At 55.8% G+C, this 12,999-nt stretch carries 14 protein-coding genes; 11 read left to right on the top strand and 3 right to left on the bottom strand.

Annotation, left to right across the window (positions count from 1 at the left end):
• Positions 1-32 precede the first annotated feature (32 nt).
• From ABD796_RS14275 to ABD796_RS14240, 8 genes are all read left to right on the top strand, one after another.
• Entirely contained in the window at positions 33-674 is a 642-nt protein-coding gene (locus ABD796_RS14275) for a helix-turn-helix transcriptional regulator (protein WP_344908775.1), read from the top strand.
• Positions 675-692: 18 nt separating this feature from the next.
• Positions 693-1,496: a pyruvate, water dikinase regulatory protein gene (locus tag ABD796_RS14270; RefSeq protein WP_344908774.1), complete on the top strand. Its 804-nt coding sequence runs from the start codon at positions 693-695 to the stop codon at positions 1,494-1,496.
• A 91-nt stretch (positions 1,497-1,587) separates the two neighbouring features.
• Positions 1,588-1,833 carry a membrane protein insertion efficiency factor YidD gene (gene yidD, locus ABD796_RS14265; RefSeq protein ID WP_344908959.1) on the top strand — a complete coding sequence of 82 codons (246 nt, stop codon included), beginning with the start codon at positions 1,588-1,590 and terminating at the stop codon, positions 1,831-1,833.
• Positions 1,834-2,220: 387 nt separating this feature from the next.
• Positions 2,221-4,236 (top strand): methionine--tRNA ligase, encoded by a 2,016-nt coding sequence (gene metG / locus ABD796_RS14260; RefSeq protein ID WP_344908773.1) that lies wholly within the window; start codon positions 2,221-2,223, stop codon positions 4,234-4,236.
• Positions 4,237-4,434: 198 nt separating this feature from the next.
• Positions 4,435-5,421, top strand: a complete 987-nt coding sequence (locus tag ABD796_RS14255) for a metal ABC transporter substrate-binding protein (RefSeq protein WP_344908772.1) — start codon at positions 4,435-4,437, stop codon at positions 5,419-5,421.
• Positions 5,422-5,465: 44 nt separating this feature from the next.
• On the top strand, positions 5,466-6,269 hold the full coding sequence (locus ABD796_RS14250) for a metal ABC transporter ATP-binding protein (protein ID WP_344908771.1): 804 nt from the start codon (positions 5,466-5,468) through the stop codon (positions 6,267-6,269).
• A gap of 15 nt (positions 6,270-6,284) precedes the next feature.
• On the top strand, positions 6,285-7,091 hold the full coding sequence (locus tag ABD796_RS14245; protein WP_344908770.1) for a metal ABC transporter permease: 807 nt from the start codon (positions 6,285-6,287) through the stop codon (positions 7,089-7,091).
• Positions 7,092-7,128: 37 nt separating this feature from the next.
• Positions 7,129-7,842 (top strand): cytochrome c biogenesis CcdA family protein, encoded by a 714-nt coding sequence (locus tag ABD796_RS14240; RefSeq protein WP_344908769.1) that lies wholly within the window; start codon positions 7,129-7,131, stop codon positions 7,840-7,842.
• A gap of 121 nt (positions 7,843-7,963) precedes the next feature.
• Here the strand turns inward: ABD796_RS14240 and splB are convergent, their stop codons facing one another.
• A complete protein-coding gene (splB, locus tag ABD796_RS14235; RefSeq protein ID WP_344908768.1) occupies positions 7,964-9,028 on the bottom strand; it encodes a spore photoproduct lyase in 1,065 nt (354 codons plus the stop codon).
• 188 nt (positions 9,029-9,216) lie between these two features.
• Between splB and mntR the strand changes: the two genes are divergently transcribed.
• Positions 9,217-9,642 (top strand): transcriptional regulator MntR, encoded by a 426-nt coding sequence (gene mntR, locus ABD796_RS14230; protein ID WP_344908767.1) that lies wholly within the window; start codon positions 9,217-9,219, stop codon positions 9,640-9,642.
• A 188-nt stretch (positions 9,643-9,830) separates the two neighbouring features.
• Complete coding sequence (locus ABD796_RS14225) at positions 9,831-10,817, top strand: patatin-like phospholipase family protein (RefSeq protein WP_344908766.1); 987 nt, start codon at positions 9,831-9,833, stop codon at positions 10,815-10,817.
• Positions 10,818-10,919: 102 nt separating this feature from the next.
• Here the strand turns inward: ABD796_RS14225 and ABD796_RS14220 are convergent, their stop codons facing one another.
• Positions 10,920-11,219: a hypothetical protein gene (locus ABD796_RS14220; RefSeq protein ID WP_344908765.1), complete on the bottom strand. Its 300-nt coding sequence runs from the start codon at positions 11,217-11,219 to the stop codon at positions 10,920-10,922.
• Positions 11,220-11,265: 46 nt separating this feature from the next.
• Positions 11,266-12,240, bottom strand: a complete 975-nt coding sequence (locus ABD796_RS14215; protein WP_344908764.1) for a DUF1385 domain-containing protein — start codon at positions 12,238-12,240, stop codon at positions 11,266-11,268.
• A gap of 144 nt (positions 12,241-12,384) precedes the next feature.
• On the opposite strand from ABD796_RS14215, the gene ABD796_RS14210 reads away from it, so the two are divergent.
• Positions 12,385-12,903: a YqhR family membrane protein gene (locus tag ABD796_RS14210; protein WP_344908763.1), complete on the top strand. Its 519-nt coding sequence runs from the start codon at positions 12,385-12,387 to the stop codon at positions 12,901-12,903.
• Positions 12,904-12,999: the final 96 nt, after the last annotated feature.

The following is a 12,999-nucleotide window of genomic DNA, read 5'->3' as shown; positions in this document are numbered from 1 at the left end:
CGGCTTCCGTTCGAAGAAGGGGGGCGTCCGGGATGCAATTATCGCCGCGCCAATTGGAAATCGTCCGGCTTGTCAAGCTTCATGCTCCGATCACGGGGGAACAGATCGCCGAGATGCTCCGGCTCAGCCGGCCGACTATCCGATCGGATCTGTCCCTGCTTGTCATGCTGGGCGCTTTGGATGCGAAGCCGAAGGTCGGCTATTTTCTGGGACAAGCCTCCGACCGCGACCGGCCGGGAGCCGCGGACATTACCGGGATGAAGGTCAAGGATGTGCAGTCGCTGCCGGTCGTCATCCGCGAGTCGGCGACGGTCCACGATGCCGTCGTGACGCTGTTTATGGATAATGTTGGAAGTTTGATCGTGGCGGACGAGACGAACGCGCTTGTCGGAGTCATTTCCCGCAAAGACCTGCTCAAGGTGACGCTGGGCAATCCGGGAGCTTCGACGATGCCGGTCAGCCTCGTCATGACACGTCAGCCGAACGTCGTGACGGCTGCGCCCGACGACACTGTTCTGGAAGCCGGGCGGAGAATGATTCAGCATCAAGTAGATAGCTTGCCGGTTGTCGTCCGGCATCCCGACGATCCGGGCAAGTCGGAGGTCGTCGGCCGCATAACGAAAACGACGATGACGAAGCTGCTGGTCGGACTGACGGGAGACGTAGAGCTGTAAGTAATGGGGGGAGCGGAAATGAGCGAGGAACGGCAGCTGTTTATATACATTTGCTCGGACGCGGTCGGGGAAACCGCGGAGGCGGTCGTACGCGCGACCATGCGTCAATTCGACGCGCATCAGGTGAAGATCAAGCGGGTCAGCCATATCAAAAGCGAGGATGAAGTCCGCTCGGTCATGGAGGAAGCGGCCCAAACCGGCGGCTTCGTCGCGTTCACGCTCGTGCAGCCGGAGCTGCGCGAGATGATGAAGGAGGAGTCGGTCCGGCTCGGCGTGCGCGCCGTCGACATCATGGGACCGATGATGCAGGCGTTTATCGATACGTTCAACGATTCGCCTAAGCGCAAGCCGGGGCTGCTGCATGAGATGGACGACGCCTACTTCCGCCGGGTCGAGGCGATCGAGTTCGCCGTCAAGTGCGACGACGGGCGCGACTCGAATTTGCTGCTGCAAGCCCATATCGTGCTGATCGGGGTGTCGCGCACGTCGAAGACGCCGCTCAGCATTTTTTTGGCGCACAAAGGATACAAGGTCGGCAATTTCCCGCTTGTGCCAGAGGTCAAGCCGCCTCAGCAGCTGCTTCAGCTGCCGGGCAATCGGGTGGTCGGACTGACGATGAACGCGGATCAGCTGCTCAAAATCCGCATCGAGCGGCTGAAAGCCGTCGGGCTGCCGTACGGGGCGAAGTACGCCACGCTGCAGCGCATTTCCGAGGAGCTGGAATACGCCCACGATATTATGAAACGGCTGGGCTGTCCGGTTATCGAGGTGACCGACAAAGCGATCGAGGAGACGGCCGGCGTCATTCTCGGTTATTTATGAGAAGTGCAGAAAAGCTCCCGGTCCGATCGGGGGCAGGGGAGGTGCGAAGATGACGGAGGAACGTCGGGACCGGACGCGAGTAAAGCGGGGCATGCGCACGGCGCTGCAGCTGCCGATCCGCTTTTACCGGACATGGATATCGCCTCTCAAGCCGCCGACGTGCCGGTTTTATCCGACTTGCTCGGCCTATGCGCTTGAGGCGATCGAGCTTCACGGGGCGGCCAAAGGAAGCTGGCTGGCGGCCAAACGCATATGCAAATGCCACCCGTTCCATCCCGGCGGCTTCGATCCCGTACCTCCGTCGCGCGAGGAGCAGGCCGGCGGTCACCCGACCTGATCAGGCGGCTGCCCCGACTTGACACGATAGGACCGTTTTGCATATGATAAGGATAGTTTGGATGTCAATATGCTTCCATTGAACGGATGAGTACGCAGAGCGCAACCTATTGCAGAGAGCCGGGGCAGGTGCAAGCCGGTATAGGAAAGCTGCGGAAGATGGTCCGGGAGGATTCGTCGTCGAGCCGTTCGCCCGTTAAAGGCGGAGGTAAGGCAGCGACGCTGGCCAGCGTTACGGGCACAAGTCTGCGAGCAGGCTTGGCCGGAGCTCCGTCGTTTGCGCAAGGTACGACGGGGGAATTTGGGTGGTACCGCGTGAGTATTCGACTCTCGTCCCATGTGGACGGGGGTTTTTGTGTTTTTTCAGACTTTCTAAGGAGGATGCGGAATGAGCGACAACAAACGAAAAACGTATTACTTGACGACCCCGATCTATTACCCGAACGACAAGCTGCACATCGGGCATGCCTATACAACGGTGGCCGGAGATGCGATGACGCGCTACAAAAGACTGCGCGGCTACGATGTCATCTATCTGACCGGTACGGACGAGCACGGGCAAAAAATCGAGCGCAAGGCGGCCGAGAAGGGCGTGGAGCCCCAACTGTTCGTGGATGGAATCGTCACCGGGATCAAGTCGCTGTGGAGCAAGCTGGACATTTCCTACGACGATTTTATCCGCACGACCGAGGAGCGCCACACGACCGTCGTCCAGCAAATTTTTCAACAGCTGCTTGATCAGGGAGATATTTATCTCGGCGAATACGAGGGCTGGTATTGCACCTCGTGCGAATCGTATGTGCTGGAGCGCGAGCTGGTGGACGGCAAATGCCCGGATTGCGGACGCCCTGTCGAGAAGGTGAAGGAGCAAAATTATTTTTTGCGGCTTAGCAAATATGCCGACAGGCTGCTGCAATATTATGACGATCAGCCGGGCTTTATTCAGCCGGAGACGCGCCGCAACGAAATGATCAGCTTCGTCAAGCAGGGGCTGGACGATTTGGCGGTATCGCGCAGCACGTTCGATTGGGGCATCAAGGTGCCCGGCAACCCGCAGCATGTCATCTACGTCTGGGTGGATGCGCTGTCCAACTACATTACAGCGCTGGGCTACAAAAAGGACGACGCCAAGTTCCGCGAATATTGGCCTGCCGATGTGCACCTTGTCGGCAAGGACATTATCCGCTTCCATACGGTTTATTGGCCGATTATGCTGATGGCGCTCGACCTGCCGCTGCCTAAGCAAGTGTTCGCGCACGGCTGGTTTTTGACCAAAGAAGGCAAAATGTCCAAGTCCAAAGGCAATGTCATCGATCCGGTGCTGCTGATCGAGCGCTACGGACTCGACCCGCTGCGGTATTTCCTGCTGCGCGACGTGCCGTTCGGACAGGACGGCGTATTTACTCCGGAAGGTTTCGTCGAACGGATCAATTTCGATCTTGCCAACGACCTGGGCAATCTGCTCAACCGGACGGTCGTCATGATCGACAAATATTTCGACGGCGTCATTCAGCCGCAGCTGGCCGATGCGACCGAGTTCGACGCTCTTCTGCGGGAAACCGCACAGCAATCGGTGACGCGGCTGGAGGAAGCGATGGAAAAGCTGGAGTTTTCCGTGGCTCTGGCGAGCTTATGGCAGCTGATCGGACGCACGAACAAATATATCGACGAAACGCAGCCGTGGTCGCTTGCCAAAGACGAGGCGTCCCGTCCGCAGCTCGGCTCCGTGCTTTACCATCTGGCGGAATCGCTGCGGATCATCTCCGTGCTGCTGCAGCCGTTTATGACGCATACGCCGCGCAAAATATGGGAGCAGCTCGGCATCGCCGGCGACAGCGACCTGACTGCCTGGGAAAGCGTCCGCACGTTCGGTTTGCTCCCGGTGGGCACGAAGGTGAACAAAGGAGAAGCGCTGTTCCCGCGTCTGGACGTGGAACCGGAAATCGCTTATTTGATCCAGTCGATGGGCGGTACGCTGCCCGCGTCGCCTGCCGCTGCTCCGTCCGAGACGGATAGCCAAGCGAAACAGACGTCCGCGCCGCAAGCAGCGGCTTCGACTACGCCTGACCCGGCCCCGCTTGAGGAGATCGGCATCGACGACTTCATGAAGGTCGAGCTGCGGGTCGCCCAAGTAATCGCCGCCGAGCCGGTGAAAGGCGCAGACAAACTGCTCAAGCTGCAGCTCGACCTCGGCTACGAGAAGCGGCAGGTCGTCTCCGGCATCGCCAAGTTTTACACGCCGGACGAGTTGGTGGGCCGCAAGGTGATCGTCGTCGCCAACCTTAAGCCGGTCAAGCTGCGCGGCGAGCTGTCGCAAGGGATGATCCTGGCCGCTTCGGCCGGCGACAAGCTGACGCTAGCTTCTGTGGCGGAAGATATTCCAGTGGGCGCGATCGTCAAATAACCAGCAGCCATAAACAAATAAACGCCTCCGCACCCGTTCGTACGGGCTGTTGGAGGCGTTTGTGCGTGTTCGTTCAAAAATAGGCGACAAAAAAAGCGGTTGACAAGGGCAACGAAAAGCTTTTATAATCCAGTGTGTAAATAATAAAAGTTACGATTTACAAATTATGCGTTTGTTTGTGTGGAGGGGGCAGAACGAATGAAGAAGCAAAAATCGAGCGCTGCGCGCCTGAGCGTCATGCTCGCCGCTGTATTGCTGCTGGCGGCCGCGCTTGCCGGTTGCGGCAAATCGAATGTAACGCTATCCGAAGGAAAAGTCAATGCTATCACTACTTTTTATACGCTTTACGACTTTACGAGCCAGATCGGCGGCGACAAGGTGAACGTAATCAATCTCGTACCGGCTGGGGTGGAGCCTCACGACTGGTCGCCGAAAAGCCGCGATCTGGTCAATATCGGCAAAGCCCAGCTGTTCATTTACAACGGAGCCGGCTTTGAAGGATGGGTGCATGAATTTCTCGACAGCCGCAAAAAGGATTCCGGACTATCCGTCATAACGGCAAGTGACGGCGTTGAGCTGATTCGCGGCGTGCACGAGGACGACCACGATCACGGCAAGGAGAAGAAGAGCAAGAAGGACGATCACGCTCACGAGGAAACGTCGGACGTCGATCCGCACGTCTGGGTTTCTCCGAAATCGGCTCTCCGGATGGCCGAGAATATTAAAAACGGACTTGTGCAGGCGGATGCGGCCAATAAAGCTTACTACGAGACCAACTACGAGACGCTCAGAAAGCAGCTGGCCGAGCTGGACGCCAGGTTCTCCCAATCGCTCGGGAAAGCCCCACGCAAGGAAATCGTCGTCTCTCATCAGGCGTTTGGTTACCTGGCCCGCGATTACGGCCTGACCCAGAAGCCGATCATGGGCTTGTCGCCGGACTCGGAGCCGACGGCGCAGGATTTGAAGGAAATCAATAAATTCGTCAAAGAAAACAATGTCAAATATATTTTCTTCGAAGAGCTGGTTTCCGACAAAATGGCCAAGACGCTCGCCAAAGACGCCGGCATCGAAACGCTTGTGCTCAATCCGCTCGAAGGACTGACCCAGGAGCAGGTGAAGGCCGGTGACAATTACGTGACGGTGATGGATAAAAATTTGCAAAATTTATTGAAAGCATTACAATGAAAACAGTAGGTTTTACGTATATTTTGAAGGATTGGAGCAAAACCATGCAACAATCGATCGGACCGGCGGGGGCGCATTGCCACCTTCCGGTCGTTTCTGTGGATAACGTGTCGTTTCAGTATGAGCAGCGCAACGTGCTTGACCGTCTGAGCTTCGACATTTTGCAGCGCGACTTCGTTGGCCTGATCGGCTCGAACGGCGCGGGTAAGACAACGCTGCTGCGCATGATCGTCGGGCTGATCAAGCCGACGTCGGGGGAGATCCGCCTGTTCGGCACGCCTCTCGGGCAGTTCCGCGATTGGGAGCGGATCGGCTATGTACCGCAAAAAAACGCGTTCAATCCTCTGTTTCCGGCCACCGTCAGGGAAGTGGTGCTTTCCGGGCTGTACGGGCGCAAGAAACTGTTCCGCCGGATGAACAAGGACGATTTGCGCAAATGCGACGACGCCATGCACGCCCTGCGTATCGAGGAGCTGGCGGACCGGCGCATCGGACGGTTGTCGGGCGGTCAGCAGCAGCGCGTTTTTTTGGCCCGGGCGCTCGTCAATAACCCGGAGCTGCTCATTCTCGACGAGCCGACGGTCGGCATCGATTCGGAGACGCAGGAAAGCTTTTTCCATATGATCCGCCATATGCATCAGCGTCACAATATTACGTTCCTGATGGTATCGCACGACATCGATATGATGCATGCGTATCTGGGCTACGAGCCGGCGCATACGAGCGGCAAGCTGAAGTTTTACGTCAAGCACACCCATGAGCTGGACAATTGCGCGGAAACGAATTTGGCGCACAGCCTCCGCGATCTCAGACTGGCCGGATTCGAAGAGCCGGCTGCCGTACGTTAGGGGAGAACAACGCCATTGGATATTTTTTTGGAATATTTTTTTCAACGGGCTTTGCTCGGCGGGATTCTGATCGGGGCGATGGCGCCATTGCTGGGTATTTTCCTCGTGCTGCGAAGACTGTCCATGATCGGGGATACGCTTGCGCATGTCTCGATTGCCGGCGTAGCGCTCGGTTTCCTGATCGGCGTCTATCCGCTTGCAGTCGGTCTCGTGTTCTCGATACTCGCTTCCTTCGCCATCGAGCGTCTGCGCCGCGCTTACCGGTCGTATGCCGAGCTGTCGATCGCCATCATCATGTCGGGCGGAGTCGCCCTGGCTACGTTCCTGTTTACGCTCGGCAAAGGGTTCAACATGGACGTTACCAGCTATTTGTTCGGAAGCATTTACACGCTCAGCTGGACCGATCTGTGGCTCGTGCTGGGTGTTACCGTCGTCGTTTTGGTCATGCTGTTCCTTTTCTTCAAGGAAATGTTTCTGATTATGTTCGACGAGGATGCGGCGGCGGTAAGCGGCATTCCGCTGCGCGCCCTGAATTTGCTGACGACGATATTGACCGCGCTCGTAATCGGCGTGGCCATCAAGATTGTTGGCGCTCTGCTCGTATCCGCACTGCTGACGATACCCGTAGCGAGCAGCCTGGCCGTAGCCAAGAGCTTCCGCAGATCCGTCTGGATCGCTCTGATTTATTCGGAAATTGCCGTTGTGGGGGGCCTGGTGGCGGCAGGCGTATGGAATTGGGCACCCGGCGCGACCATCGTGCTTATGCTGATCGTCATGCTTATTTTGACGCTGCTTGTACGAGGGCGAACGGCTAACGTATAATACGGATAATGCCAATCGAAACGGAGAGTGAACGGTTTTGTCTCAAGTCAACCTGTGGATCGCATTGTGGGCCGGCTTCGCTTCCTTTATATCGCCCTGCTGCCTGCCCTTGTATCCTTCCTATTTGTCGTACATTACCGGCATCTCCGTACAAAGGCTGAAAAATGACCGTTCCACGAAGGAAATACGGATCGCCACGACCGTACATACGTTGTTTTTCATCCTCGGGTTTTCGATCATTTTTTATTCGCTCGGCTTCGGCGTGGGCTTGGTCGCCGACTGGTTTAATGATTACCGCGATCTGATCCGGCAATTATCGGCCATTCTTATTTTTGTCATGGGTCTGTTCCTGCTTGGCTTGTTCCAGCCCCAATGGCTGATGCGCGAACGGAAGCTGCAGGTCAAGTCGAAGCCGGCGGGCTATCTCGGCTCGCTCGTGGTCGGTATGGGCTTCGCGGCAGGGTGGTCGCCCTGCGTAGGTCCGATCCTATCGTCCATTCTGCTGCTGGCCGCTACGGAGCCGGGAACGTGGTTTCAGCTGACGACGGCCTATTCCGTAGGGTTCGCTATACCGTTTTTTATTCTGGCTTTCTTTATCGGATCGACGAAATGGATTCTCCGCTATTCCTCGCTGATGATGAAGATCGGCGGAGCGATCATGATCGTGATGGCGGCGCTGCTCTATTTCAACAAAATGGTGCTAATCACGATCTGGCTTCAGGAGCGGACGCCCGACTGGCTGAAATTTTAAGCCCGGGGAAACAGGACGCCGAACCTCAAAAAAGCTTCCTCGACTGCCGTAAAGGCAGACGACGGGAAGCTTTTTTTTTGCAAAACAACGCGTTCAGATGCAGAACGTGCGGATAAGCGGATCAAGTGAAGTATTCGATTTTGGCTTGCGGAAAATGCTCGAAAATCCGTTCCGTTATAAATTCCCGCAGCGCATGGGCCTGCTCGTCCGGGTATACGTATTTGCCTTGGCCCCAGCGGCCCCATTTGTATTTTCGTTTCGCCTCGTCCATCTCCAACTTGCTCTTCGGGTAGCGCTGCTGGATAACCGTTTTGGCCGTTTTCGTAAACCGGTGCTGAATGAGCTCGAATGTCAGCCCTTCGGCCGCTTCCTTCGGCACGGAGGCCTCCAGCTTCGCCAGCAGGTCCGCGTAGCCTTCCTGCCAGCCATCGTACCAGATGATCGGGGCGATAATAAAACCGAGCGGGTAACCGGCCCGCGCCACTTTGCCGGCGGCTTCGATCCGCTCCGCGAACGAGGAGGTGGCCGGCTCGAAATGACGAATGACGTAGTCGGAGTTTACGCTGAACCGGAAGCGGGTATTGCCGTTGTGCTTGGCGTCCAGCAGCGAGTCGACGTGATGGAACTTGGTGACGAAGCGGAGCCGTCCCAGCGGCTGCTTGCCCATAAATTCGATCAGTTCCTTCAACGAGCCGCTGATAGGCTCCAGACCGACCGGGTCGGACGTACAGGCCGCCTCGAAGCGGGTGATTTCGGGAGCGCGTTCTTCGATGTAGCCTAATGCCGCGTTCAAAATATCGTCCATATTGACATAGATGCGAATATACGGCTTTGCCCCGAGCGTCGTTTGCAAATAACAATAATGGCAATGTCCCATGCATCCGGTGGCGATCGGAATGGCGTACTCCGCCGAAGGCTTGGACGTATCGAATTTGAGCGTTTTGCGGATGCCGACGACGAGCGTTCGTTTGGCTGTCTTGTATTTCGCCAAGTCGCTGTCGCCAGGAAGACCGGTGATCCGGTTGTGCGAACCCGTCATTTTGATCGGCAAGCCCTTGGCTTCGGCCCATTCGTATATCCGTTGACCTTTCGGGTAATTCAGTGCGTCCGGCTCGAAATAGACAAGCTCCGGCACGAAGACGGACGTTCCGCCCCTTGCCGGGCGGTCGAGAAGATCGGTGGCCATGCTTCAACTCCTCTCCGATTGGCTGCAAAACAAGCTCCCTGCTAGCTTTCCCCGATTCGCGGAGGCGGAACCGTCGACAGATGGTCCGATGGGAGTCGATTGCTGGCTGCGCTGCCGTAAACTTGCTTTGTCCGCAGCTAAGGTGTATCATTAAAAAGGTTTGCAATTCGGAAGCGAGGAGGGGTCTTATGGCGGCGACACCGAGCATGGAGGACTATCTGGAGAAAATTTATAAGCTGATTGACGACAAAGGTTATGCCAGAGTGTCCGACATCGCCGAAGGGCTTGAAGTTCATCCCTCGTCCGTAACGAAAATGATCCAGAAGCTCGACAAAGACAATTATTTGATTTATGAGCGGTATCGGGGACTTGTTCTGACTTCCAAAGGCAAGAAGATGGGGAAACGGCTCGTGGAACGGCATCATCTGTTGGAGAGCTTCCTTCAGCTGATCGGCGTCCAGGAGGAGAACATATACAGGGATGTCGAGGGTATCGAGCATCATCTCAGTTGGGATTCGATCACTTGTATCGAGGTACTCGTCGAATATTTCCAACGGAGTCCCGAGCGTATTGCAGACCTGAGAGGGATTCGCAACGAACTAGAAACGGAATAAGAGGCATTCTCGCCGTCCGTAAACGGACGGGAACGCTCAGAACGCTTCGCTCGCCGCGCTATGCGGCGAACGGGGCGTTTTTGCATGTTCCGGACGCTTTCGTACGAACCGTGGCATACGTACAAACCGGTTCCGCATACAGTGGGTTAGGCTGAAGTTGGCTTAAACGGCGCGGAAGGGTGACCCATATGCTTGTCAACGGTGTGTTCGAAGGAGGAGGCGTGAAGGCGATCGCGCTGGCCGGGGCGATCAAAGCGGCCGAGGAGCAGGGCGTCAAGTTCAATCAGGTTGCGGGCACGTCGTCGGGGGCGATTGTAGCCGCCTTGCTGGCGGCCGGGTATACGGCGGACGAATTGAAGCAGATTATCATGGAAACCCCGTTTACCGATTTTTTGGCCAAATCGTGGCTTCATCAGGTGCCTGTCGTCGGTCCGGCCTTGCGTCTGTTTGTCCGCAAAGGGCTGTATTCGGGCCAGAAGCTGGAGCAATGGATGGCTGACAAACTGGCGGCCAAAGGCATCCGAACGTTTGCCGATTTGCCGCGGGGGAAGCTGAAAATTATCGCCTCGGATATTTCCCAGGGCAAACTGCTCGTCCTACCCGACGATATCGCCCAATACGGTATCGACCCGGAGAAATTTACAGTGGCGAAGGCGGTACGGATGAGCACGAGCATCCCGTACTTTTTCGATCCGGTCGTCCTGAGGAAATCGGGCAAGCTTCGTCAAAAGGGCGAATCGTTCGCCGACCAGTTTATCTATATCGTCGATGGGGGACTGCTGAGCAATTTTCCGTTGTGGATTTACGATGAGGAGAACAGTAAAATTCCTCCGAAGGATCAAATTCCGACGCTCGGCTTTCACTTGGTCGGCAAGGAATCGTCGGAGCCCAAACGTATCGTCGGGCCGCTCTCGATGTTCCAAGCCTTGTTCGCCACGATGATGGGCGCTCACGACGAGCGTTACATCGAAGAGCAGAACCGCTTTCGTACGATCAAAATTCCGACGCTCGGCGTGCGCGTAACCGACTTCGACATCAAGCCGGAGAAAAGCATAGAGCTGTACAAGGCCGGGTACGAGGCAGCCAAGGCCTATTTCAAGAAGTGGTCTCACCACGACTACTTGAACCAGTTCAAGGAAGTGATACGCAAAGGAAAAAGCGGCCGTCCGGCTTGACCGATGCGGTGAGAGCGACAATAAAGAAAAAACTCCAGACCGGGTTTCCGGTGTTGGAGTTTTTTTGTTTGCCCCCGTAGGGAGGGCAGCTTCTTTCTTTGGTTAATGATACGTATGGGGCTTCTCCGGAGGCCCGTCGTCATCCCGTTTGTTGCCTTGTATAACCCGGAACGGTACATCTTTTCTTCGTTCTTTGGAGCGTTTGGCGGAGGAAGAAGGCGTCGGCTTGCGCCGGTTCGATTTGCTCCATCGGGCCGGTGGGTATTTCCACAGCAGGAACACCCCTCCGAAGATGACGATCGCCACGATGAGTTCAAACGGTCTGGTCATCATATTGGTCATGATGCCGATGGCCATTAGCACCAGAATGACGATAAAAAACGGATGAAACCGCCGCTTCATATGCTGCTTCCCCCTTTCAGCTTGTCGATAAGGCCATTTGCTTCTATCAAGAAACTGCCTGACCCGAGCGGGGCCCATTGTCGCTTTGCAGCAGTTCCCGTTCGATCTCGAGCATCCGTTCGAACGAAGCGATCGATACTTCGACTTGAGTGTCGTCCGGCTCCTTAGTGGTTAGCTTTTGCAGCCACAAGCCCGGATAGCCCAGAAAACGCAGCACCGGCGTTTCCCTGACGGAATTGGTCAGGCGGAGCACCTCGTAGGAGAGCCCGATGACCAGCGGTAGCAGCAGGACGCGAAGCAATAACCGCTCCCATAAGCTATCGTATTCGAAAAAGGAGTAGACGATCACACCGACAATGACGGTAAATACGATAAAGCTGCTGCCGCAGCGGTAATGGAGCGTATTGAACTTCTGAACGTTCGCTACGGTCAGTTCCTTGCCGGCCTCGTAAGCGCTGATGACCTTATGCTCGGCTCCATGATACTGAAACAACCTCTTGATCAGCGGCGTGAGTGAGATGAAGTAAATATAGCCGAGAAGCAGGACGATTTTGATGACGCCTTCGAGCAGATTGTGGCCGATCTGGTTCTCGAACGCTTTCTGAAACAGCAACTGCTCCAAAAAAGCGGGCACGAGCGTGAACACGAATTTGCCGAACAGGAACGATAGCACCCCGACGACCGCTACGCCGAGAATCATCGTCAAACCGCCGGAAGAACCCGACTTTTTGCCTGCGGGCTCTTCGGTCTCCGTTCCGCCTTCATCCTCCGCATATTTCTCCGCCGAAAAATTGAGATGCTGGGCACCTTTGGCGCTCGATTCGATAATGGCGACAATTCCGCGCAGCAACGGGATTTTCTTTAAGTTGTTCACCCAAGCGATTTCTTTCCGGGGCACCTCGAAAAATTCGATTTCTTGGTTTTTACGTCTTACCGCTGTCACGTTGACGGTTTTGCCGGCAAACATGACGCCTTCCATAACGGCTTGGCCGCCGTATACGGCTTTTTGATTTTGCGGCACTTGAGGTCGCCCTCCTTTCCTTTGACTGCGAATAAAGTTCCTCTATTCGTATTGTAACGAATTCTCGGTCCGAAAGCCACTCGTTTAGTTTGCCAGACGCTGACGCATACTATTGATTATATGAAGCTGAAAGGACGAGCCGCTATGGAAGCACACAAGCATTCGACGGACCGCGCAGAACAAGGAGAGCGCGATGCCGACCGGACCGGGGTGCTGGCGTTCGCTCTGCAGATCGGCCTGTTCGCCGGACTGATCTGGGGTGCGGTCAAAGTCGCCGGTGCCTATTTCAAGTTTACGAAAGTCCCGTTATCTTTTATGGCCAAGCCGTTTTTCGCCCCGTCGTTCCTGAACACGACCGCAGGCTTCTGGATGGGCTGGCTTTCGTTTATCGTGTTCTCCATCGCAGCCTCGCTGCTGTATGCGGTTCTATTCCGCAAAGTCCGTGGCCACTGGGCGGGTATTGTGTACGGAATTGCCTGGTGGGCGCTTATCGTGCTGCTCGTCGGTCCGTTGACGGGGATGATGAAGTGGATTTACCGGTACGATTGGAATACGATCATTACCGATTTTTGCCTGTTTCTCATCTGGGGGCTGTTTATCGGCTTTTCGATTTCGTTCGAATTTACCGATGAGCGTGAAAGAGAGCCGTCTCGTCCTGCCTGACGCGGCCCGTGAAAGAGGCGGGGGGCAAAAAAAAGTTCTCAAAGCGGGGAAAGTTATGGTAAAATGGCTTCTGTTCGATTATTCCGCATCGGGTGG

Origin of the sequence: Paenibacillus hodogayensis (assembly GCF_039536325.1) — a bacterium.
GTDB lineage: Bacteria > Bacillota > Bacilli > Paenibacillales > NBRC-103111 > Paenibacillus_AB > Paenibacillus_AB hodogayensis.
This window is presented reverse-complemented; position numbering and strand designations above follow the sequence as displayed.